Below are 23,511 nucleotides of genomic sequence, written 5' to 3'. Positions count from 1 at the left end.
GGCCCGTCAACACACGGGCCAGGTCAATCAGTAGGCGCGAAGCGTCCGGAATACCGAGGCAATTTTGCTGGCGTCTTTAATACCCGGCTCGCTTTCCACGCCCGAATTGAAATCCAGCCCTGCACAGCCTAACTGAGCGGCTTCTACGCAGTTGTCAGCGCTCAGTCCTCCTGCCAGCAGAACATTCTTCAGGTCCTGTCCTTTTAGCAGCGACCAGTCAAATGTCTGGCCCGAGCCACCGTTGCCGTTATCGAAGACATAGCGGTCAACATGGGGCCAGCGACGTTCGGGCAGGGCCGTCTGGATGCTGAGCGCTTTCCAGATTTGCACGTTTTCTGGCAGCGCCTGATAAAGCTCAGCCACATAGTCCGGGTCTTCATCGCCATGCAGTTGCACGGCACTCAGCTGTAACGCCTCTGTTTTGGTGACAATGTCACTTATAGCGGCATCACGGAACACGCCAACATACTTTAGCGGTGCGCCAGCCATGACCGCGCGCGCGCGCTCGGTATCAACCTGACGCGGCGAACCTTCAACAAAGATCAAACCACCAAAAATGGCACCTGCCTCGCAGGCCGCGCAGGCGTCTTCAGGACGGGTCAGACCGCAGACTTTATTGCTGCCCAGGGTGACGCGGCGCACGGCGGCATGAAGATCCTCTTCTTCCATTAGCGCAGAGCCGATGAGGAAACCATTCGCAAAATGGCTTAACTCGCGGACATCCCGATAGTTGTTGATGCCCGACTCGCTGATCACGGTGACGCCGGGGCCCAGGCGCGGGGCCAGTTCACGGGTCCGGTTAAGGTCGATGGAGAGATCGCGTAAGTCACGGTTGTTGATGCCGACCACTTTGGCTTCCAGCGCAATCGCGCGTTCCAGCTCCTGCTCGTTACTGACTTCAGTCAGGACGCCCATCTGCAGGCTGTGCGCAATGGCGGCCAGCTGGCGATACTGCTCGTCGTCAACCACAGAGAGCATCAGCAGGATGGCATCCGCCTGGTAGTAACGCGCCAGGTAAATTTGATACGGATCGATAATAAAATCTTTGCACAGGACCGGCTGCGTAATGGCCGCGCTGACGACGGGCAAAAAGGCGAAGTCACCCTGAAAGTATTTCTCGTCCGTTAATACGGAAACGGCAGAGGCATAGTGGCGATAAACCCCGGCTATCATCTCAGGATCAAAATCATCACGAATAAGCCCTTTGGATGGAGAGGCTTTTTTGCATTCCAGAATAAAGGCAGTGCGGGTGCCCTGCAGTGCGTCATAAAAACTACGGCTGGAAAGCGCCACTCGCTGCTGGAAACTCTCCAGAGGTTGCTGCTGCTTACGCGCCTCAACCCAAACGGCTTTGTCTTTCACGATTTTATCTAACACTGTACCCTGCATGATTATCCTCTTGCTGCCAGAGCCACCACGCGCTCATAAGCCTGACCGCTACGGATGGCATTGAGCGCACGCTGTGCATTTTCACGGAGATCTTCATTACCAAACACTTTGAGCAGCATCGCCACGTTGACGGCAACCGCCTCCTCGTGGGCCTGCTCGCCATTACCCTGGAGTAAACGTGTCAGAATGTCACGGTTTTCTTCGGGCGTGCCGCCGGCCAGCGCCTCTTTAGGATGGAAGCCGAAGCCGAAATCCTCTGGCGCCAGCTGATAGCGGGTAATCTCACCTTCACGCAGCTCCGCTACATGGGTGACATCGTGAAGGGCCACCTCATCCATGCCGCCCCCGTGTACCACTGCCGCGCGCTGGTAACCCAGAACTTTTAGCGTCTGCGCGATGGGCAACACCAGCTCGGGGCTGTAAACCCCAATCACGGCCAGCGGTGGACGTGCAGGATTAATCAGCGGCCCCAGCACGTTAAACAGCGTGCGGGTTTTCAGCTGTTGGCGCACCGGCATGGCATGACGAAAGCCCGTATGGTACTGGGGGGCAAACAGGAAGCAGACATTAAGATCGTCCAGCGCTTTGCGTGCCCGCGCCGCAGGCATATCAAGATCGATGCCGAACGCCGCCAGCAGATCGGAAGAACCTGATTTGCTGGATACGCTGCGATTTCCGTGTTTCGCCACCTTCAGGCCGCAGGTTGCTGCAACAAACGCGCTGGCGGTGGAAATATTAATGCTGTTACTGCCATCGCCACCGGTGCCGACAATATCGGCAAAGGCATAATCCGGGCGAGGAAAGGGTTTAGCATCTTCCAGTAAGGCACAGGCCGCCCCGGCAATCTCCTCGGGGTTTTCGCCACGCACCTTCATAGCAATCAGCGCGGCGGCCAGCTGAGTAGGTTCAAGCTGACCGGTGATGATGGCGCTAAACAACTGATGACTCTCGTCTTGCGTCAGGATGTGCGACTGGTAAAGTTTTTCCAGAATCGTGTTCATACCTTGCTCCCTGTTACTTCGCCAGCGCCCAGGCCAGCGTCTGTTCAAGCAGACGTGCGCCCTGCGTGGTTAAAATGGATTCCGGATGAAACTGGAACCCGCAAACGCGATCTTTATCGTGACGGACCGCCATCACCATGCCGTTGTAGCTGGCATTCACCGTTAACTCGTCGGGTGTATTACTGCCAACCAGTGAGTGATAACGGGCAACGGGAAGAGGATTGCTGAGCCCGGCAAACATCGCTTCACCGTCATGACTGATGGCAGAGGCTTTACCATGCAGAATTTCGCCCGCCTGGCCGACGTGGCCGCCGTAGGTTTCCACGATTGCCTGATGCCCAAGGCAGATACCAATAACCGGCAGCTTTCCGCGAACCTCGCGCAGCAACGCTGGCATACAGCCCGCATCTTTCGGTGCGCCAGGTCCGGGAGAGAGCATCAGCACCGGATTATTCATGCTGTGCAGTCGGTCGAGCAACAGCGACGCCGGCATCGTATTGCGATAAACCACCACGTTATGCCCGAAGGTGCGCAGCTGATCGACGAGGTTGTAGGTAAAAGAGTCGATGTTGTCCAGCAGCAGGATGTCAGCCATCAGAAAATCTCCTTGCAGTGATGAGCAGTGGCAATTGCGCGCAGCACCGCGCGGGCTTTATTACGGCTTTCGTCCGCTTCGGCCTGCGGGTTCGAATCCAGTACCACACCGGCCCCGGCCTGCACCGTTGCCACGCCGTCTTCCACATAGGCTGAGCGGATCACGATGCAGGTGTCTAAATCACCGTTAGCGGTGAAATAGCCTACTGCGCCGCCGTAGATGCCGCGACGGGTGCCCTCAGCTTCGGCAATCAACTGCATCGCTCTGACTTTTGGCGCACCACTAAGGGTGCCCATGTTCATGCAGGCGCGATAGGCATGCAGCACATCAAGATCATCGCGCAGCGTGCCGACGACGCGTGAGACCAGATGCATAACAAAAGAGTAGCGGTCCACTTTGGTCAGATCGGCAACATAGCGGCTGCCGGGGCGACAGATACGGGCTAAGTCATTGCGCGCCAGATCGACCAGCATCAGGTGCTCTGCCAGCTCTTTGTGGTCCGTGCGCATTTCCAGCTCAATGCGGCTGTCGAGATCGCGATCCAGGGAGCCGTCGGCGTGACGACCACGTGGACGCGTACCGGCTATGGGGTAAATTTCAATCTGACGTGAAGCGGCATCGTACTTCAGCGAACTTTCAGGCGAGGCACCAAACAGTGAAAAGTCCTGGTCCTGCATAAAGAACATATAAGGACTTGGATTACTGCGTTTCAGCGTGTCGTAAGCCGCCAGCGCAGATGGGCAGGGCAGCGAAAAGCGGCGTGAGGGCACAACCTGGAAGATTTCGCCAACGCGAATGGCTTCCTGCATTTTGCGCACCACCTCACAATACTCATCATCACTCTGGCTGGTGGTCAGCGTCATGGTTTCGACAGGCTGAACCGGCAATACCGGCGCAGGCTGTAACATCTGCCCATGCAGTTGCTCAATACGGCGCTGCAGACGCTGAAATTCAGAGGTGGAAGCGCTGAACAGACTGGCCTGCAGGCGTGCGCTGCGCGCCTGGTGATCCAGCACCAGTAGCGTTTCCGCCAGATAGAAGCAGTAGTCGGGGCAACGTTGCTCGCTGCTGAGCTCGGGTAAATCTTCGAAGCCTGCGACCAGGTCATAGGCGAACAGCCCGCCAACAAACACGGCTTCACGCTCTTCACTGGGTGAATTCACCAACTGCGGGATCAGACGCAGGGCATCAAATACCGACAGGGCGCGCAAGCGGGAATCTTCATCCTGCTGATCCTGAGGCGCAGGAAAGGTCAGAACACGGCCGTCAGGACGCGGTTCATTCAGAATGTCAGAGGGTAACGCGTCATCCAGCAGCGGCAGCAGTGCCCGACCATTGTCAGACAGCGCCTGAAAGGTGACGCGATTGCCCAACGCGCTAATGCGCAGGGCGCTGTCGACAATCATCAGGCTTTGTAAGTTTTCTTTGCTGTCAATGTCCGCCGATTCGAGTAACAGGGTGGCCGGATGCGCACCGCATAACTGGTGAAACACCGCGGCAGGATCTTCCCGATAGGGCGCGCTTCCGGTAATTAACTTCACTGTAGGTTTTGCATTGAGCATGATGATTTCTCTGAATATCGTCCAAAAAAAAGCCCGCTCGGTGGCGGGCTCAGGTATCTGCACAGTGTTTACGCTAGGTGTGCACGACAACGTCGCCCGTACTGGGAAACATTGCGCCACCAACCCATCAAAAGCGTAATAACAGTTTTCATGATCAAATACCCGTTTGCGGTGAACTTGTGTACTAGTTAACTGGTTCGCGACAAAAATGTCAATACACTTTTTCAGTGACCGATAAAATCGTTATTATGCTGACCCGAGCAGTAGCCAGCAGGAGTTGTTTTGAGCGATATCGCCCGTTTTCCGCTTTACGATCTTCATAGTCACACACGGGCTTCAGACGGATTACTGTCGCCGCAGGCGCTGGTTGAGCGCGCGGTCGACATGCGCGTCGGGGTGCTGGCCATTACCGATCACGACACCGTTGCGGGCGTGACCGAGGCGCAGCAGGCCGTACGGGATCAGCAACTGCCCCTTAGCGTTTTAGCCGGTGTTGAAATTTCCACGCTGTGGGAAAACCATGAGATTCATATCGTCGGCCTCAATATTGATATTCAGCATCCGGTCATGACTCAGTTCCTTGCCGGTCAGTCTGCGACGCGGCTGGAACGCGCACATCGCATTGCTGAACGGCTTGAAAAGGCCCAGATCCCGGATGCGCTGGCTGGGGCTATGCGTTTGGCTGATGGCGGAATGATTACGCGTGGCCATTTTGCCCGCTACCTGGTCGAGGTGGGAAAGGCCAACAATATGGCCCAGGTGTTTAAAAATTATCTGGCACGAGGCAAAACCGGCTACGTCCCGCCCCTATGGTGTACAATTAATCAAGCTATTGATGCTATTCACCATTCTGGTGGATGTGCCGTGCTGGCACATCCGGGACGGTATGGATTATCGGCAAAATGGCTAAAGCGCCTGGTCGCGTTTTTTAGCGCCGCGGGGGGGGATGCTATCGAAGTGGCGCAGTGCCAGCAGGCACCTGATGAGCGAACGACGTTAGCGCAATACGCCCGAGATAACGGCCTGGCAGCATCGCAAGGTTCTGATTTTCATCAACCCTGCCCGTGGATCGAACTTGGCCGCAAATTGTGGCTGCCCGCGGGGGTTGAACCGGTGTGGGAACGTTTTCCCGCGCTGGCACCCGCAGTCGAATGTACGGAAAGGGGATAAGAGGTTTCTATGAGTCAACTGTTTCATATTCATCCAGATAATCCGCAACCGCGCCTCATTAATCAGGCGGTAGAGTACCTGAATAAAGGTGGCGTTATTGTCTACCCGACGGATTCGGGTTATGCCCTGGGGTGTCGGCTGGAAGAGAAAGGGGCGATGGAGCGAATTTGCCGCATCCGTCAGCTGGACGGTCATCACAACTTCACCCTGATGTGCCGTGATTTATCTGAGCTGTCTGTCTATTCTCAGGTCGGTAATAGCGCCTTCCGGCTGCTTAAAAATAACACACCAGGTAATTACACCTTTATTCTCAAGGCGACCAAAGAGGTGCCGCGTCGTCTGATGAATGATAAGCGTAAAACGATTGGATTACGCGTACCTTCAAATCCGGTCGCGCTTGCGCTGCTTGAGGCGCTAAACGAGCCAATGATGTCCACCTCGTTAATTCTGCCGGGTAATGACTTTACTGAATCCGATCCGGAAGATATTCAACACAGTATTGGCAAACTGGTCGATTTAATTATTGACGGTGGCACGCTAGGACAGCAGCCCACCACCGTCATCGATCTGACCAGCGATGCACCTGAAGTCGTCCGTGAAGGTGTGGGGGATGTTACGCCTTTTCTGTAATACACTCAGGTTTTACGGGTGGCCGGAAGGGTCGCCTGTAACCAGTTTTTAAACTGGCCGTAAGGGATATACAGTGACACGTCTTTTAAAATCACTTTTCCACTGCGGCCATTTTTAATGGCATCTGAATAACCTACGATAACCCCGCCCAGCGTATCATCACTGTTGTAAACACCGCCGCCGGACATGCCCTGAACCACACCGGCGTTAGACGCCATCGCGATACAAGGGCTTTTATTCCAGGTATTACGAATGGCTGTGCGCGCCAGGTTTACCCCTTTCGACTCCACCGGCATGGCGGAGATATAGCTGTATCCGTACATTTTCACCGCATCACCAATATCGGTGCTGCGGAACTGGGTCAGCGTATTCGGGGGATTCTTGTGATAAATAATCGCAAGGTCGCAATAAGGGTGATAGGACTTCACGCGCTGCACGGCAAATTTAGCCACGTGCGCGGCAGTCAGGCTGTAGTCAGGCGTCAGAGGAATGCTGGTGCCCAGCGTCCCTAAACCGAGAATGGTAGGGATGCCTGTCACACTCATATCCACGTGTTGCATTGCCGTACGGCTGTACTCAGTGTGACCCACAGAACAACCGCTTAGCGCCAGCGTCATAAGCGCCAGGCATAAAAACTGTTTTTGCATAATGATGTCTTCAGGTGAGCATGTCAGTAAAATCCCTGGTGAAGATTCAAGACATGCAAATTAAAGCTCATCGTGAGCCGTATTAACGCAATATTCCTGATGCGCCGGTTTATAAATATTCAATAACAACCAGTTAGCTGTCGTTTCATACTGCTGCGATAAAGATACCGAAGCCTGTAAGGTTCTCAGAATTAGACGGCCAGAAAGGTCGTATAAGGGTTATCGGCTAAAATTCGTATTAGCCCAATTTTTTTAATTAACTTTTGCTTTATTGACAGAACGACTACATGAGCAGCAGGCCAACCCAATGAGGTCAACACAAGGGTATTATCGGACAATAATTAAAATTGTACAATTTTTTTATCTTTGTATAGCTTTGTCATGCAATTGCTGTTGTTTTACAGGGTAAAAAACGCAGCTGTCCGGCGAGAAAGGGTTGGATTTCGCGCATTCCTGTACAGGCTTAATGGCCACGCGGTTATTTGAGTTAAGTGAAATTTTGCCCGATTTTTATTTAACTCAAATTAAATGGGGTGCGCTAAATAACCTTCCTCATGGAACTTTTGTTGTCACCGCAGAAGCCGTTAGCGATCTGCTTAAATTGTTTGACGGTAAATCTATAGTACAGAAATCATTAAATACAAATCTGTTTTATAGCCATTTTTAAAAACAGATGACGCGTGAAGTTTTATAGTCGCTCATCTGAGAAACATTAGATAAAATTAAGTAACAAAGCGTTACATTTTGCGTTGAGGACAAATAAATCTCTGCCGGGAACCTGTTACAGAAAAGAGCGCGGACAGCCGTGAATCCAGACGACAGTATGCTGAGGATCTGAGGAGGCGCCTTTCTGATAATTATGCAGACAAGGTGTGGCGCGAGCCCGGCTTCAAAGACGACGTTTTCATTATTATAATAAAGGGGCAGGCTTCGCTTTCCTTGCCTTCAGCCGCGTTGATGCGTAACAGACGAGCGGTGGGTTTCATCTGTTTTCATGCTGATTTTTACTTACCTGCGGCGCGCATCAGGGCAATGCCATAATACGGGTTACATTAAGAGGGACATCCTGTATAATGGGGCCAACAGGAAAATATAAGCCATTGATTTTTAAGGTTAAATTCCTAATCCATCCGACGCCTGGGAAGGCGACAATGAGGTAGCTCCATGAGCGAAAAGTTACAAAAAGTCTTAGCGCGTGCCGGTCATGGCTCGCGTCGTGAAATTGAAGCGATGATTGCTGCCGGGCGCGTGAGCGTTGACGGCAAGCTGTCCACTCTCGGCGATCGTATCGAAAACAGCAAAGCCCTGAAGATCCGTATTGACGGTCATCTGGTGTCGATTGCTGAATCAGCAACAGAAGTCTGCCGTGTTCTGGCCTATTACAAACCTGAAGGTGAACTTTGTACCCGCAGCGATCCGGAAGGGCGTCCTACAGTCTTTGACCGACTGCCGCGCCTGCGCGGTTCGCGCTGGATCGCCGTGGGCCGCCTTGATGTCAATACCTGTGGATTGATGCTGTTCACAACGGATGGTGAACTGGCTAACCGCCTGATGCACCCCAGCCGTGAAGTTGAACGTGAATATGCGGTGCGCGTGTTTGGTCAGGTTGATGACGACAAAATTCGTCAGCTCAGTAAAGGTGTGCAGCTTGAAGATGGCCCCGCGGCATTTAAAACGCTGCGCTTTGCCGGGGGGGAAGGGATTAACCAGTGGTATAACGTAACCCTGACCGAAGGACGCAACCGGGAGGTTCGTCGTTTGTGGGAAGCGGTGGGCGTTCAGGTGAGTCGACTGATGCGTGTTCGCTATGGCGATATCACGTTGCCAAAAGGGGTACCACGCGGTGGCTGGATGGAGCTTGATCTCCCTGCTGTTAACTATCTGCGCAATATGGTGGGAATGGACGATGAGACCGTCACCAAGCTGGCTGTCGAAAAAGATCGCCGCCGCACCAAAGCCAACCAGATCCGCCGTGCCGTTAAACGCCACAGCCAGACCAGTGGCAGACCTGCGCGTCGTAATCCGGGCAGCAAACGCAACGCGACCTGATATCAGGCTGAGCTGAAGCGCCGGATTAATAAAAAAGCCGCAACGTGATCGTTGCGGCTTTTTGCTGTCAGGGAGAGGTGATCTGAGCCGGTTTAGCGGTGGAACAGTGGAAACGCGCCGGTAATTAATCCCCCGGCCATTAGCACCAGACTGATTAAAATGCCCCACTTAATGGCAAAACGCTGGTGGTCACCAATATCGACTTTCGCCAGACCGACCAGGAGATAAACCGATGGAACCAGCGGGCTGAGCAGGTGGAAAGGCTGACCCACAATCGAAGCGCGGGCAATTTCCTCAGCAGAAATCCCATAGCTGGCCGCCGTTTGGGCAATGACTGGCAGGATGCCAAAGTAGAAGGCATCGTTGGACATAAAAAAGGTAAAAGGCAGGCTGATTAATGCGGTAAATACCGCGAGATAGGGGCCAAAGCTGTGGGGGATAAACGCCAAGAGGCTCTTCGCCATGGCATCCACCATGCCGGTTCCGGAAAGGATGCCGGTAAAAATACCTGCGGCAAAAATCAGGGCTGTTACGGCCAGCACATTACTGGCATGGGAACCAATACGCGCCTTTTGCTCTTCCAGCGTAGGGTAATTCAGCATTACCGCAATCGCGAAGGCCAGCATAAACAGAATCTGGATAGGCATCGCGCCAATAACCAACAAAACCAGCAGCACCGTGGTAAGAATAAAGTTTGGCCAGAACATTTTGGGTCGACGATTCGCCGCGCACTCTTCCGCATCGCCCAGGCCCAGCTCAATATTATCCAGATGGTGATCGTTGATGTTCATGACTCCCAGACGCTTACGTTCCTGCAGGCCAAACAGAAACGCCAGGCCGACAAGGGCCACGCAGGCGATAAAAATGGCCGGCAGCATGGGAATAAAAATGTCCAGCGCGTCAATGCGCAATGCCGCCGCCGCACGGGCCGTCGGGCCGCCCCAGGGAGAAAGGTTCATGATACCGCTTGCAAGGTTAACCAGACAGGTCATTGCCAGCACGTTCATACCCAGCTTGCGGTAAAGAGGAAGAAACGCGGCAATCGCGATCATGTAAGTCGTTGAGCTGTCACCATCCAGTGAGACCAGCAACGTTAACACGGCCGTTCCGACGAGAACCTTAAGCGGATCGCCACGTACGATTTTCAAAATAAACCGCACCAGGGGATCAAACAGACCCGCATCGATCATCAGGCCGAAGTAGAGGATAGAGAAGGTGAGCATCACGCCCGTTGGAGCCAGCGTTTTCACACCATCGAGCATCATGGCGCCCAGACCCTGGTAAAATCCCCCTATCAGGGCGAACAGTGTGGGAATAAGAATTAGCGCTATCAGCGCTGACATGCGTTTGGTCATGATTAAATACATGAAACAAACAACCATCGTAAAACCCAGTATGGTCAGCAAAATAACAGCCCTCTTATTGGCAAAAAGTCATTCAATTGTGAGTAAGCAAGGTAATAATTTATGGAATTACTTAGCGTGTTAATAGTTAACCTGTTGTTTTGATTAACCATGCACATAGAGATGATATTAAAGCTAAATTATTTTTATCATTTCTTTAACATAAAAGGGTGATCCCGATCGGTTTCCGGCCCGGCTGGCCCGGCACAATGTGACTGTGATCAATGAATGCTGGCGCGGGAAAGGGTTAATTTCAGGCATCATTAACTGGAAAGGGCGCGTAAAACCTAAGCGAAAAAATGACATTGATCGCCAGTTGAATGGGGTAAGGCCGTGAGCAGCCTGCACAAATTGCCCCGACAACCTTAACGCGACACCGGGAAGGGCGCGTGGTGGGTCATCTCGCATTTGAGCAAGGGATGGGGATGACAGCTATAGCAAAGTGATAACAGATTGATAATTTGATTGAGACAAAAAAGAGGCGGGTCAGACGGATTCACGCCTGACCTTTATGGCATTGTGTTAATTAACGCTACCAGTCTATGCCCTGTTGGGCCTGGATACCGGCGTCAAAAGCGTGCCTGACGGGGCGCATTTCCGTTACCGTATCGGCCATATCCAGCAGCGTGCGATGGCAGCCCCGGCCAGTAACGATAACGCTCTGATGCACCGGTCGCTGTTTCAGGGCCGTTACCACCGCCTCAAGCGGAAGATAATCCATGCTGACCATATAGGTGATTTCATCAAGTATCACCAGGTCCAGCCGGGGATCGGCCAGCATGCGCTGAGCATGTTGCCACACGGCAAGGCAGGCATCGGTATCGGTCTGGCGATTCTGCGTTTCCCAGGTGAAGCCGGTAGCCATCACCTGAAACTCCACGCCATGCTGTTCCAGCAGATTGCGCTCGCCGTTTGGCCACTCGCCTTTGATAAACTGAATGGCTGCGGCACGCTTACCATGCCCGCAGGCGCGGAGCGCGGTGCCAAACGCCGCCGTGGTCTTACCTTTGCCATTGCCGGTAAACACCATCAGGATGCCCCTGACTTCACTGGCTGCGGCAATGCGGGCATCGACGTGTTCTTTCAAACGCTGCTGTCGCTGTTGGTGGCGTTCATCCGTCATTACTCGGCCGCTCCGGGTTTTCTGCCAGGCTGGGCATCAAAGCTGATACCGGTTTTGCGACGACTGTCGTCGCCCATCAAATACAGGTAGAGCGGCATGATATCGGCGGGGGTTTTAAGTTTGCTGGCATCTTCCTGCGGAAACGCACTGGCACGCATTTTAGTCCGCGTACCGCCGGGATTGATACAGTTGACCCGCAACCCATGATTTTTATACTCATCTGCCAGCACCTGCATCATGCCTTCGGTGGCAAATTTCGATACCGCATAGGCTCCCCAGCCTGCCCGGCCGGTGCGGCCTACGCTAGACGTGGTGAAGACCAGCGAGCCGCTATCTGATTTTAACAACAGCGGCAGCAGGGCCTGGGTGAGGAAGAAAGTCGCATCAACGTTAATCTTCATCACCTGTTGCCACACCAGGGGATCAAGCTCGGCCAGCGGCGTGATGTCACCCAGAATACTGGCGTTATGTAAGACGCCATCCAGGTGTGAAAACCGTTGTGCCAGTTGCCCGGCCAGCTGGTGGCAATGCGCCGGCGTGGCCTCAGACAGATCAAATACGACCGAGTGTGCCGGACATTTGTTTAACTGATTAATCGCCTCTTCTGTCTGCTGCAGCTTTTCGGCGCTGCGCCCCAGTAAGATGACTTCCGCACCAAAGCGGGCATAGGTTAACGCGGCTTCCCGTCCAATGCCGTCAGAGGCACCGGTCACGAGAATCAGGCGATTCGCAAGTAAATCATTTTTGGGTTGGTAATGCATGTTGGGAGCCTCCCGCAACGTGAGGGTTTCACGCTTTATGCCTCAATTCAGGGCATGACGCAATTAGCAACAGGTACATTCTGTGCCAGGTGCTGGCATTTCAGGCGACGAGCCAAAATAAACCAGTTAAACTAACCCTTTGTCAGTAATCCTCTGTTTAATAAGGCGACACGATGGAACTTCTTTTGAATTATGGACTGTTTTTAGCAAAAGCGGTGACGGTGGTGATTGCCATTGCAGCGATCGTCATGATCGTTGTGAACGCCGCACAGCGCAAACGTCACCAGGGTGGGCAACTCCGTTTAACCCACCTCGGTGATGACTACAGCAAAATGAAAGAGGATCTGCAGCTTGAGAAAATGAAACCTCAGGCACAAAAGCTGTGGTTAAAAAATCATAAGAAAGCCGAGAAACAAAAGGCTAAAGCAGAGAAACGCGCAGTGAAGCAGGGCAGCCTGGAGACCGCCAGGCCGACGCTTTATGTGCTCGACTTTAACGGCAGCATAGATGCCAGCGAAGTGAAATCATTGCGTGAAGAAGTCTCTGCCGTACTGGCAGTGGCCCAGCCCGGTGACGAAGTCCTGCTGCGGTTGGAAAGCCAGGGTGGCATGGTGCACGGCTATGGTCTCGCCGCCTCTCAGTTGCAGCGCCTGCGTGACGCCGGATTAACACTTACGGCTGCCGTTGATAAGGTCGCGGCCAGCGGCGGTTACATGATGGCCTGTGTTGCCAGCCAGATCGTGGCGGCGCCCTTTGCGGTCATAGGTTCAATTGGCGTTGTCGCGCAAATTCCTAACTTCAATCGCCTGCTCAAGCGCAACGATATCGATGTTGAACTGCACACGGCGGGCCAGTACAAACGCACCCTGACACTGTTTGGTGAAAACACGGAGGAAGGGCGTGAGAAATTCCAGCAGGATCTGAATGAAACACATCTGTTGTTTAAGCAGTTCGTTCACGAAATGCGCCCGTCACTGGACATCGACCGTGTCGCCACCGGTGAGCACTGGTACGGACGCCAGGCCCTGACGTTAGGCCTGATCGATCGTATTTCAACCAGTGACGATCTGATTATTCAGCACATGGATAAATTTACCGTGCTGGGCGTGAACTACGTGCGTCGCCGTTCAAGAATCGATCGCCTGACCCACAGTTCAGGACAGGTATTTGAACGCCTGCTGCTAAAGTGGTGGCAACGCGGTGATAAACCGATGTTATGAGTACAAACCCGGCTTCGGCCGGGTTTGTTGTTATTGCAGGTGGTAGCGGGGAGACAGCTCAACCGCCAGGTGTTTAAAGAGATTGAAGACCGCGGTGGTTTTTGCCGTTGGCAACCCTTCTTCATCCAAAAAAAGCGGGCCACGGAAGACCAGCACATCACCCTGCTGACTGACCGCCTCCACCGCGACACCGGCTAAATAATCATCATGTTGCCTGAGAAGAGCATTGGCAATCTCCAGTAGTGCCTGGGGCGAAATACCCTGAGTCGGGTTGTGCATGTGTCGGCTCCTTTTTGACAGTCTGACAATTCTTTCTATATTACTTGCGTATCGCATCGTTCGACAAACGGCTGCAGGGGTAAAAAGGGGCTTTACTCACAACAGATGCTAATTAAGTTGCGTAACAGATTTTATCAGGTACAGTGTGGGCGTTTCAGATTCCAGGGATATTGCACCGGGAAGTGCGATTAAGTCAGGCAGAAAAAGCGATTTTTATCATAAAGTTGCATTGGACTGTAATCACTGACCAGAGATTGAGCCCCTCGTCCTGAAATAAAAAACAGGCGTAGCAATATTGAACCCCGTGGGTTTTTGGGCATCCAATCCTCTCCCGTAGAGCAGGACGTATTCATTAGGTAAAGGTAAATATGGGTAAAGCACTCGTTATTGTTGAGTCCCCGGCAAAGGCCAAAACAATCAATAAATACCTGGGCAGTGGCTACGTGGTGAAATCCAGCGTGGGCCATATCCGGGATCTGCCGACCAGTGGTTCAACCGCCAAAAAAAGTGCTGAAACCTCGACAGATAAAAAAGTCAAAAAAGTAAAGAAGGACGAGAAGGCCGCGCTGGTCAGCCGTATGGGCGTTGATCCCTATCATGGCTGGGAAGCGGACTACCAAATCCTGCCAAATAAAGAGAAGGTGGTCGCTGAACTCAAAGCCTTGGCTGAAAACGCTGACCACATTTATCTCGCAACCGACCTTGACCGCGAAGGGGAAGCCATTGCCTGGCACCTGCGGGAAGTCATCGGCGGCGACGACAAACGCTTTAGCCGCGTGGTGTTTAACGAAATCACCAAAAATGCGATCCGTCAGGCGTTTGATACGCCGGGCGAACTGAATATTGACCGCGTTAATGCGCAACAGGCACGCCGCTTTATGGACCGTGTTGTGGGCTACATGGTTTCGCCGCTGTTGTGGAAAAAAGTCGCGCGGGGATTATCCGCGGGCCGCGTACAGTCGGTTGCCGTGCGGTTAGTGGTTGAGCGTGAGCGCGAGATCAAAGCGTTTGTTCCTGAAGAGTATTGGGAACTCAGCGCTAACCTGACGACGCCGAAGGGCGATGACCTGGCGATGGACGTGACTCACGCGGGTGATAAACCTTTCCGTCCGGTCAATCACGAACAGACGCATGCCGCCCTGGCGCTGCTTGAAAAAGCCCGCTTTGCCGTTACCGATCGCGAAGATAAGCCAACCAGCAGTAAACCCGGTGCGCCATTTATTACGTCTACGCTGCAGCAGGCCGCGAGTACCCGCCTGGGCTTTGGCGTCAAAAAAACCATGATGATGGCACAGCGACTTTATGAAGCGGGTCATATCACCTATATGCGTACCGACTCGACCAATCTTAGTCAGGACGCGGTTTCCATGGTGCGCGGCTATATCGAAGGGAATTTCGGTAAAAAGTATCTGCCAGACAACGCCAATACCTTTGCCAGCAAAGAGAATTCACAGGAAGCGCACGAAGCGATTCGTCCTTCTGACGTGGATGTGGTGGCTGAGCAGCTCAAAGATATGGAAGCGGATGCACAAAAGCTGTATCAGCTCATCTGGCGTCAGTTTGTTGCCTGCCAGATGACACCTGCTCAGTATGATTCAACTACGCTGACGGTAACAGCGGGGGATTACAAACTGAAGGCCAAAGGGCGCACGCTGCGTTTTGACGGCTGGACTAAGGTCATGCCCGCCCTGCGCAAGAACGATGAAGATCGCACCTTGCCGCCGGTGAACGTGGGTGACGAACTGAGCCTGCAGGCATTGCTGCCAAGCCAGCACTTTACCAAGCCACCGGCTCGCTTCAGCGAAGCCTCGCTGGTGCGCGAACTGGAAAAACGTGGAATTGGCCGGCCTTCGACCTATGCCGCTATTATCTCCACCATTCAGGACCGGGGCTATGTCCGGGTTGAGAATCGCCGATTTTATGCCGAGAAAATGGGTGAAATCGTCACCGATCGCCTGGAAGAAAATTTCCGCGAACTGATGAATTACGATTTCACCGCGCATATGGAAAGCAGCCTCGACCAGGTTGCCAACAACCAGGCGGAGTGGAAAGCGGTGCTTGATCGCTTCTTCTCAGACTTCAGCCAGCAGCTGGAACAAGCGGAGAAAGATCCTGAAGAAGGCGGCATGCAGCCAAACCAGATGGTGTTAACCACCATTGACTGCCCCACCTGCGGCCGCAAAATGGGCATTCGCACGGCCAGTACCGGCGTTTTCCTGGGATGTTCAGGTTACGCACTGCCGCCGAAAGAGCGCTGCAAGCAAACCATTAACCTGATTCCAGAAAATGAAGTGCTGAATATTCTGGAAGGGGACGATGCGGAAACCAATGCGTTACGCGCACGTCGTCGTTGCCAGAAGTGCGGCACGGCAATGGACAGCTACCTGATTGATAACGGACGCAAACTGCACGTGTGTGGTAACAACCCTGAATGCGATGGCTATGAAATCGAAGAGGGCGAGTTCCGAATCAAAGGTTACGACGGTCCGGTGGTTGAGTGCGAAAAGTGCGGGTCTGAAATGCACCTGAAGATGGGGCGTTTCGGTAAGTACATGGCCTGTACCAACGATGACTGCAAGAATACACGTAAAATTTTGCGTAATGGCGATGTGGCACCACCGAAAGAAGATCCGGTGCCGCTGCCAGAACTGCCGTGTGAAAAGTCAGATGCCTACTTTGTGCTGCGCGACGGTGCGGCGGGTGTGTTCCTGGCCGCTAACACCTTTCCAAAGTCACGTGAAACCCGTGCACCGCTGGTGGAGGAACTGCAACGTTTCCACGATCGCCTGCCTGAGAAGTTGAAATACCTGGCCGAAGCGCCAGCAACCGATCCGGAAGGCAATAAAACGTTGGTGCGCTTTAGCCGTAAAACGAAACAACAGTACGTTGCCTCTGAAAAAGAGGGTAAAGCGACGGGCTGGTCAGCGTTTTACATTGACGGCAAGTGGCAGGAAGCGAAAAAGTAATCCTCAGAGGCCAGCACACGCTGGCCTTTTTTCTCGCCTTATATCAATCCGTTCTACATTGTTTCTTAAAATGCTATAGTGGTTATAGCATTTCCGAACCCTTCTTGCTGCTCAGCACTCCTCCACCGGCCGGGGCGACAGTACGTCATCCGGGGATGCGACTCTGTAACCGACCAGGATAAAAAAAGATATGAAATTACAGCAGTTGCGCTATATCGTAGAAGTCGTGAACCACAATCTTAATGTCTCTTCGACAGCGGAAGGTCTTTATACCTCGCAGCCTGGCATAAGCAAACAGGTGCGTATGTTAGAAGACGAACTGGGCGTGCAGATTTTTGCCCGCAGCGGTAAACATCTCACCCAGGTGACGCCGGCCGGTGAAGAAATCATTCGTATTGCCCGCGAAGTCCTCTCTAAAGTCGACGCAATCAAGTCTGTCGCCGGTGAACATACCTGGCCAGATAAGGGCTCCCTGTATGTGGCGACTACCCATACTCAGGCTCGCTATGCCCTCCCGGGCGTGATCAAAGGATTTATCGAGCGCTATCCCCGTGTTTCACTGCATATGCATCAGGGCTCCCCAACGCAGATTGCCGAGGCGGTCTCCAAGGGAAATGCGGATTTTGCCATTGCTACGGAAGCGCTGCATCTGTACGACGACCTGATCATGCTGCCGTGCTATCACTGGAACCGCGCCATCGTTGTCACGCCCGATCATCCTCTGGCAGCTAAAGCGCAGGTAACGATTGAGGAGCTGGCCGATTTTCCGCTGGTCACTTATACCTTTGGTTTCACCGGTCGCTCGGAGCTGGATACCGCGTTTATGCGGGCGGGATTAACGCCGCGTATCGTTTTTACCGCGACGGATGCGGACGTTATCAAAACCTATGTCCGACTGGGGTTAGGGGTTGGCGTTATCGCCAGCATGGCCGTCGATCCCGTTGCCGATCCAGACCTGGTCAGAATCGAAGCCTCTGAAATTTTCACCAACAGCACGACCAAGATTGGCTTTCGTCGCAGCACCTTCCTGCGTAGCTACATGTATGACTTTATCCAGCGCTTTGCGCCTCATCTGACGCGAGATGTCGTTGATACGGCTGTCGCGCTACGCTCAAACGAAGATATTGAAGCCATGTTTAAAGATATCAAACTGCCGTTTAAGTAACAGAGATGTCCAATCCCTTAGTCTCAGGCTGCCTTGCGCAGCCTTTTTTTTGTTTGAATGTTAGCGCCATGCTTAGGTTGATAAGTTTTATTATTTTTTTGTTAATGCTGCGTCGATCACATGTTTAATGTTTGCTGTATCTTAAATGCGAAACACAACACATTTTTGACGCGATATCTTTGCGGGCTGCCAGGATAATTCCCATACTCCAGTTAAGCCTTGATGGAGAAGCGTTAATTATGGGGTGATTAAAAGACGGGTTTAGTAATGACTGGATCTAAAGTTAAATTAACTCAAATTTTTGTCACTGCCGTTTACGTTTATTTGGAATAAGTCATTAATCATCACTTAAGTAATTTTTACCATTTTGATAAATTGCGTTAATCGTTTTGTGCAATAAAAATTACTGGATTTTTGGCCTTAACGGGTTTAGGATTCGTCCTAAATCTTAATCGATGTTATCAATCGTTTTGTTGAGAGTGATTATCAAAAACTATGACTACGAGACTGACTGTAGACCCGGGTTTCCCGGCTAAAAGCACCAAGGTTAAGCGCTCCGGTAACACTCGTCGCAACGCCTGGTTAACTGTATTTGCTGCCTCAGCGCTGTTTTGGGTTGTTGTAGCGTTAATGATTTGGCGCATCTGGGGTTAAGCCATGTGGGCAAACGCACTCTGCCATAAGCACACAATGACCACTCGTCAGCATCGCCTCTCTGGCTACAAAGCTAAAGAGCCGGTTGCAAAGGCGGAAAAAGTGTCTATCCCGGAAAGCTGGGATCTCAACGAACATCAACGCAATTTCATCGAGTCCTTTCTGGACCCGAAAGTAAAATAATTAATTATCGTTCTTTTCTTTTCTTTTCGACACATCTTCTGTCATTCGGCTGCTTAAAAAAGCCTTTCACACGTAGCATAAAAGATGTCATCCGTTAAAACGGTTGGTAGTGCGGCTTTCTATTGCCCATTCGGCGCAGGAGTGATCTTATGAATATGATAAAAATGACCTGGTTCAGTGCCTATGCTTTCTCTTTTAGCGTGTGGATGGCAGCACTTTGGGCAGCCTTGTAATATATCGTTTCCTGTTAATAAATAATGCCTCGTAATTTTACGGGGCATTTTTGTTTGCGTCAGATTGTAGCAATTGGTGTTGTAATCAAAACGTTAACAGAAAAGTGGTCTATCTTTAAGCTAAACCTTGTTGTCTCTGAGGTTTAAAGACCATGATTATTAAGGAGGAGCTATGTCGTCAACCCTACGCGAGCAGAGTCAGGAAACACTGCAGGTAGATAATCAAAACTATCACATCTTCAGTCTACCTCGCGCATCACAACATCTCGGCAACATTGATCGTTTGCCTAAATCCATGAAAGTTCTGCTGGAAAACCTGCTGCGCTGGCAGGACGGTGATTCAGTCACGGAAGAGGATATCCAGGCACTGGTCGACTGGCAGAAAACGGCCCATGGCGATCGGGAAATTGCCTATCGCCCTGCGCGTGTATTAATGCAGGACTTCACTGGCGTGCCTGCCGTGGTGGATTTGGCCGCCATGCGTGAGGCGGTGAGTCGTCTTGGCGGCGACGTCGCCAAAGTGAATCCTCTGTCGCCGGTCGATCTGGTTATCGACCACTCTGTCACGGTTGACCATTTCGGCGACGATAACGCATTTGAAGAAAACGTGCGGCTGGAAATGGAGCGCAACCATGAACGCTACGTTTTTCTGCGCTGGGGCCAAAAGGCTTTTGATCAGTTTCGGGTGGTACCGCCAGGCACAGGTATCTGTCATCAGGTGAACCTGGAATACCTGGGCAAAGCGATCTGGCAGCAGAACATTAACGGTGAACGTTACGCCTGGCCTGATACGTTAGTCGGAACCGATTCTCATACCACCATGATCAATGCCCTGGGTGTACTCGGCTGGGGCGTGGGCGGCATTGAGGCAGAGGCCGCCATGCTTGGCCAGCCGGTTTCTATGCTGATCCCCGACGTCGTGGGTTTCAAGCTAACCGGGAAACTGCGTGCGGGCATCACCGCAACCGACCTTGTACTTACCGTCACGCAAATGCTGCGTAAGCACGGCGTTGTCGGGAAGTTTGTCGAGTTCTATGGCGATGGCCTGGCTGATCTGCCGCTGGCCGACCGTGCCACCATTGCTAATATGGCACCGGAATATGGCGCAACCTGCGGATTTTTCCCGGTTGATGAAGTCACACTCAGCTATATGACGCTAACCGGACGCGATGCCGAGCAGGTGGCACTGGTTGAACACTATGCTAAGCGACAGGGCCTGTGGCGTAATGCGGGCGATGAACCGATTTTCACCAGTAGCCTTGCGCTCGATATGAATGAAGTCGAGTCGAGCCTGGCCGGACCGAAACGTCCGCAGGATCGCGTCTCGCTGGGGGATGTGCCCGCCGCTTTCGATGCCAGCAATGAGCTGGAAGTGAACCATGCACAGAAACCGCATAAGCAGGTCGACTATACCGACAGCGAGACCGGCCTGAGCCACACGCTGACCGATGGCGCGGTCGCGATTGCGGCGATTACCTCCTGTACCAACACCTCTAACCCCAGCGTGCTGATGGCCGCAGGGTTACTGGCGAAAAAAGCGGTTGAGCGGGGATTAAAACGCCAGCCGTGGGTCAAAGCGTCGCTGGCTCCGGGTTCTAAAGTGGTCTCCGACTATCTCGCGGTCGCGCAGCTGACACCTCATCTCGATAAACTGGGTTTTAACCTTGTGGGCTATGGCTGTACGACCTGTATCGGTAACTCGGGTCCGCTGCCGGATGAGATTGAATCGGCCATCAAAGAAGGGGATTTAACGGTAGGGGCCGTCCTGTCCGGTAACCGCAACTTCGAGGGCCGTATTCATCCGCTGATTAAAACCAACTGGCTGGCATCGCCACCGCTGGTCGTCGCCTATGCGCTGGCAGGTAATATGAAAATCAACCTGCAAACCGACCCGCTCGGTCACGATCATCAGGGCAAGCCGGTATTTCTGAAAGACATCTGGCCTTCACCTGAAGAGATTGCGACCGCCGTCCAGCAGGTCACCAGCGATATGTATCACAAAGAGTACGCTGAGGTATTTAACGGCACGCCAGAGTGGCAGGCCATTAAGGTAAGTGAAGCGGCTACCTACGACTGGGATGAAGGATCAACCTACATTCGCCTGTCGCCCTTCTTTGACGACATGGAAAAAGAACCTAAGCCGGTTCAGGATATTCATGGCGCGCGCCTGCTGGCGATTCTTGGCGATTCGGTCACCACTGACCACATCTCGCCTGCCGGTAGCATCAAAGCGGAAAGTCCGGCCGGTCGCTATCTGCTGTCCCACGGCGTGGAGCGGAATGATTTTAACTCCTACGGTTCACGGCGCGGCAACCACGAAGTGATGATGCGCGGGACCTTTGCGAATATCCGTATTCGAAATGAAATGGTGCCTGGCGTGGAAGGGGGTTACACCAAACACTACCCCAGCGGTGAGCAGTTGGCCATTTATGACGCGGCGATGAAATATCAGGCTGACGGCATTCCCCTGGCGGTGATTGCGGGTAAAGAGTACGGTTCAGGATCGAGCCGTGACTGGGCGGCGAAAGGGCCGCGTTTGCAAGGCGTCCGCGTGGTAATTGCGGAATCCTTCGAACGTATTCACCGTTCCAACCTGATTGGTATGGGGATTTTGCCGCTGGAGTTCCCTCAGGGCGTAACGCGTAAAACGTTAGGTCTGAAAGGGGATGAGGCGATAGATGTGGAAAACCTGGCGCAGCTTAAACCCGGATGCACTGTTTCTGTCACGCTAACGCGCGCAGATGGCAGTCAGGAGAAGCTGGATACGCGTTGCCGTATTGATACCGGTAATGAACTGACCTATTACCGAAACGACGGTATTCTGCACTACGTAATTCGTAACATGCTGAACTGATAAATCAGCCGGGGAAACCCGGCTGTTTCATTCAGGACTTCGGCAGAAGATGACCCATTTTTTCTGCCTTGGTATCAAGATAGTGCGCATTCTCAGGATTGCGCCCGACAACCAACGGCACCCGCTCAACAATATTGATCCCGGCTTCACCCAGAATTTCCACTTTCCGCGGATTGTTAGTGAGCAGCCGAACTTCATTTACGCCCAGTAACTTAAACATATCGGCACACAGCGTGAAGTCACGTTCGTCAGCGGCAAAGCCCAACTGATGATTGGCTTCAACGGTGTCGTAGCCTTTATCCTGCAACGCATAGGCACGAATCTTGTTCAGCAGACCGATGTTACGACCTTCCTGGCGGTGATAGAGCAGTACACCGCGGCCTTCTTCAGCAATGGCATTCAGGGCCGCTTCAAGTTGGAAGCCGCAGTCGCAACGCAGGCTGAACAGCGCATCGCCAGTCAGACACTCGGAATGAACACGAGCCAGGACTGGTTGATTATCGTTAATATCGCCAAAGACCAGGGCAACATGGTCATGACCGGTTGCCAGTTCTTCAAAACCTACCATCAGGAAATCTCCCCATGGCGTGGGCAGTTTGGCTTCTGCCACCCGTTTAAGCTGCATGTGACTCTCCAGAACCCTCAAAGGATGCACTATCATCATAATAGTGCACAGGCCGATGCGGCCCGACAAACGTGGAATATTGTGCCACAACCGCGAGGCAGGCTGTTAATCTGTGTAAACGATTGTTGTGATAAAGCACGATTATCTAATCTTAAAAGGTTATGTTATTCTTTTTTAAGCTAAAGTTATGCTTTCGCAACAGGTTTTTACCGGGAAAAAGGAAAAGGGATGATTAAAATCTTTCAACGGACGCTGGCGGGAATGCTGCTGCTGCTTATTATGCCGGTTGCAGTATGGTTGTCCGGTTGGCAATGGCAGCCTGGCGAAAGTAATACCTTTCTTAAGGTCTTGTTCTGGATGACCGAAACGGTCACACGGCCGTGGGGAATGCTGACCAGCCTGATTTTAAGCGCGTGGGTGCTGTGGTGCCTGCGTTTCAGGCTCAAACCGGCGCTGCTGCTCCTGGTGATCATGAATGCCACCATCCTGGCCGGTCAATACACAAAATCCTTTATCAAAGAGCAGGTGCAGGAACCCCGGCCCTATGTCGTCTGGCTGGAGAAAACCCACGGGCTGGACGACAAGACCTTTTACCAACTGAATCGTGAGCAACGTGGCCAGCGCGTTACGGCGCTGATTGCGGATGAATCCCATATTCCGGGCTGGTTGAAAAAGCACTGGGCCTTTGAAACAGGGTTTGCCTTCCCGTCGGGACACACGATGTTTGCCGCCAGTTGGGCCTTACTGGTCATCGGTTTACTTTGGCCACGCCGGCATTACAAAACGATTGTGCTTGTCGGACTCTGGGCGACAGGCGTCATGGGCAGTCGCCTGCTGCTGGGCATGCACTGGCCGCGCGATCTGGCCGTGGCAACATTCATTTCCTGGGTGTTTGTCGTGGTGGCAACCTGGCTCGCTCAACGCTTCTGTGGGCCGCTCAGCCTGCCACCGGAAGAGAAGCAGGAGGTGGCCGAACGGGAACAAGGATTGTAATTGCGCCGT

At 52.8% G+C, this 23,511-nt stretch carries 18 protein-coding genes, 1 pseudogene and 1 other annotated feature; of the genes and pseudogenes, 10 read left to right on the top strand and 9 right to left on the bottom strand.

All coding sequences use genetic code 11. The features are described from left to right. Positions 1 to 27: 27 nt before the first annotated feature. The 3 genes and pseudogenes from trpCF to DFO57_RS05345 all read right to left on the bottom strand — a co-directional run bounded on the left by trpCF (position 28) and on the right by DFO57_RS05345 (position 4,547). A complete protein-coding gene (gene trpCF, locus DFO57_RS05360) occupies positions 28 to 1,389 on the bottom strand; it encodes a bifunctional indole-3-glycerol-phosphate synthase TrpC/phosphoribosylanthranilate isomerase TrpF (protein WP_013025945.1) in 1,362 nt (453 codons plus the stop codon). Between the two features lie 2 nt (positions 1,390 to 1,391). Continuing rightward, positions 1,392 to 2,985: pseudogene (gene trpD / locus DFO57_RS22850) on the bottom strand (bifunctional anthranilate synthase glutamate amidotransferase component TrpG/anthranilate phosphoribosyltransferase TrpD). Beyond that, positions 2,985 to 4,547 carry an anthranilate synthase component 1 gene (locus tag DFO57_RS05345; protein ID WP_110015156.1) on the bottom strand — a complete coding sequence of 521 codons (1,563 nt, stop codon included), beginning with the start codon at positions 4,545 to 4,547 and terminating at the stop codon, positions 2,985 to 2,987. Before DFO57_RS05345 ends, trpD begins: the two are co-directional and overlap by 1 nt. A 23-nt stretch (positions 4,548 to 4,570) precedes the next feature. After that, positions 4,571 to 4,675: a sequence feature (Trp leader region), on the bottom strand. A 154-nt stretch (positions 4,676 to 4,829) separates the two neighbouring features. On the opposite strand from DFO57_RS05345, the gene DFO57_RS05340 reads away from it, so the two are divergent. Together DFO57_RS05340 and DFO57_RS05335 are read left to right on the top strand one after the other, a co-directional pair. Beyond that, complete coding sequence (locus DFO57_RS05340) at positions 4,830 to 5,717, top strand: PHP domain-containing protein (RefSeq protein ID WP_110015155.1); 888 nt, start codon at positions 4,830 to 4,832, stop codon at positions 5,715 to 5,717. A 9-nt stretch (positions 5,718 to 5,726) separates the two neighbouring features. After that, the gene (locus DFO57_RS05335) at positions 5,727 to 6,347 is read left to right on the top strand and encodes an L-threonylcarbamoyladenylate synthase (RefSeq protein ID WP_013025941.1); all 621 of its coding nucleotides are present in this window, start codon (positions 5,727 to 5,729) and stop codon (positions 6,345 to 6,347) included. 5 nt (positions 6,348 to 6,352) lie between these two features. Here DFO57_RS05335 and DFO57_RS05330 read toward each other — a convergent pair whose 3' ends face one another. Beyond that, positions 6,353 to 6,994 (bottom strand): hypothetical protein, encoded by a 642-nt coding sequence (locus DFO57_RS05330; protein ID WP_014605735.1) that lies wholly within the window; start codon positions 6,992 to 6,994, stop codon positions 6,353 to 6,355. 1,164 nt (positions 6,995 to 8,158) lie between these two features. On the opposite strand from DFO57_RS05330, the gene rluB reads away from it, so the two are divergent. Further along, positions 8,159 to 9,043, top strand: coding sequence for a 23S rRNA pseudouridine(2605) synthase RluB (gene rluB, locus DFO57_RS05320; protein ID WP_029570070.1), 885 nt, complete (start codon positions 8,159 to 8,161; stop codon positions 9,041 to 9,043). Between the two features lie 92 nt (positions 9,044 to 9,135). Here rluB and DFO57_RS05315 read toward each other — a convergent pair whose 3' ends face one another. From DFO57_RS05315 to DFO57_RS05305, 3 genes are all read right to left on the bottom strand, one after another. Then, positions 9,136 to 10,449 (bottom strand): CitMHS family transporter, encoded by a 1,314-nt coding sequence (locus DFO57_RS05315; protein ID WP_072136816.1) that lies wholly within the window; start codon positions 10,447 to 10,449, stop codon positions 9,136 to 9,138. A gap of 529 nt (positions 10,450 to 10,978) precedes the next feature. After that, the gene (gene cobO, locus DFO57_RS05310; RefSeq protein ID WP_013025937.1) at positions 10,979 to 11,569 is read right to left on the bottom strand and encodes a cob(I)yrinic acid a,c-diamide adenosyltransferase; all 591 of its coding nucleotides are present in this window, start codon (positions 11,567 to 11,569) and stop codon (positions 10,979 to 10,981) included. Beyond that, a complete protein-coding gene (locus tag DFO57_RS05305; RefSeq protein ID WP_022623214.1) occupies positions 11,569 to 12,330 on the bottom strand; it encodes a YciK family oxidoreductase in 762 nt (253 codons plus the stop codon). Before DFO57_RS05305 ends, cobO begins: the two co-directional genes overlap by 1 nt. Positions 12,331 to 12,503: 173 nt before the next feature. Between DFO57_RS05305 and sohB the strand changes: the two genes are divergently transcribed. Continuing rightward, positions 12,504 to 13,550, top strand: a complete 1,047-nt coding sequence (gene sohB / locus DFO57_RS05300; protein WP_110015154.1) for a protease SohB — start codon at positions 12,504 to 12,506, stop codon at positions 13,548 to 13,550. 30 nt (positions 13,551 to 13,580) lie between these two features. Here sohB and DFO57_RS05295 read toward each other — a convergent pair whose 3' ends face one another. Further along, positions 13,581 to 13,829: a YciN family protein gene (locus DFO57_RS05295; RefSeq protein WP_014605738.1), complete on the bottom strand. Its 249-nt coding sequence runs from the start codon at positions 13,827 to 13,829 to the stop codon at positions 13,581 to 13,583. A gap of 368 nt (positions 13,830 to 14,197) precedes the next feature. On the opposite strand from DFO57_RS05295, the gene topA reads away from it, so the two are divergent. The 5 genes from topA to acnA all read left to right on the top strand — a co-directional run bounded on the left by topA (position 14,198) and on the right by acnA (position 21,884). After that, positions 14,198 to 16,795 carry a type I DNA topoisomerase gene (gene topA, locus DFO57_RS05290; protein ID WP_013025933.1) on the top strand — a complete coding sequence of 866 codons (2,598 nt, stop codon included), beginning with the start codon at positions 14,198 to 14,200 and terminating at the stop codon, positions 16,793 to 16,795. 190 nt (positions 16,796 to 16,985) lie between these two features. After that, on the top strand, positions 16,986 to 17,960 hold the full coding sequence (cysB, locus tag DFO57_RS05285; RefSeq protein ID WP_013025932.1) for an HTH-type transcriptional regulator CysB: 975 nt from the start codon (positions 16,986 to 16,988) through the stop codon (positions 17,958 to 17,960). A 495-nt stretch (positions 17,961 to 18,455) separates the two neighbouring features. After that, positions 18,456 to 18,614, top strand: a complete 159-nt coding sequence (locus DFO57_RS05280) for a YmiA family putative membrane protein (RefSeq protein ID WP_013025931.1) — start codon at positions 18,456 to 18,458, stop codon at positions 18,612 to 18,614. A 36-nt stretch (positions 18,615 to 18,650) separates the two neighbouring features. Next, entirely contained in the window at positions 18,651 to 18,797 is a 147-nt protein-coding gene (locus DFO57_RS05275; protein WP_227022862.1) for a hypothetical protein, read from the top strand. A 405-nt stretch (positions 18,798 to 19,202) separates the two neighbouring features. Continuing rightward, the gene (acnA, locus tag DFO57_RS05270) at positions 19,203 to 21,884 is read left to right on the top strand and encodes an aconitate hydratase AcnA (protein WP_013025930.1); all 2,682 of its coding nucleotides are present in this window, start codon (positions 19,203 to 19,205) and stop codon (positions 21,882 to 21,884) included. A 31-nt stretch (positions 21,885 to 21,915) separates the two neighbouring features. On the opposite strand, the gene ribA is transcribed toward acnA, so the two are convergent. Then, positions 21,916 to 22,509, bottom strand: a complete 594-nt coding sequence (ribA, locus tag DFO57_RS05265; protein ID WP_015700216.1) for a GTP cyclohydrolase II — start codon at positions 22,507 to 22,509, stop codon at positions 21,916 to 21,918. Between the two features lie 228 nt (positions 22,510 to 22,737). On the opposite strand from ribA, the gene pgpB reads away from it, so the two are divergent. Beyond that, positions 22,738 to 23,502 (top strand): phosphatidylglycerophosphatase B, encoded by a 765-nt coding sequence (pgpB, locus tag DFO57_RS05260; protein ID WP_013025928.1) that lies wholly within the window; start codon positions 22,738 to 22,740, stop codon positions 23,500 to 23,502. Positions 23,503 to 23,511: the final 9 nt, after the last annotated feature.

This window comes from Pantoea sp. AG702 (assembly GCF_003182295.1).
GTDB lineage: Bacteria > Pseudomonadota > Gammaproteobacteria > Enterobacterales > Enterobacteriaceae > Pantoea > Pantoea ananatis.
The sequence above is the reverse complement of the archived record's forward strand: the minus strand, read 5'-3'. Positions and strand labels throughout refer to the sequence as shown.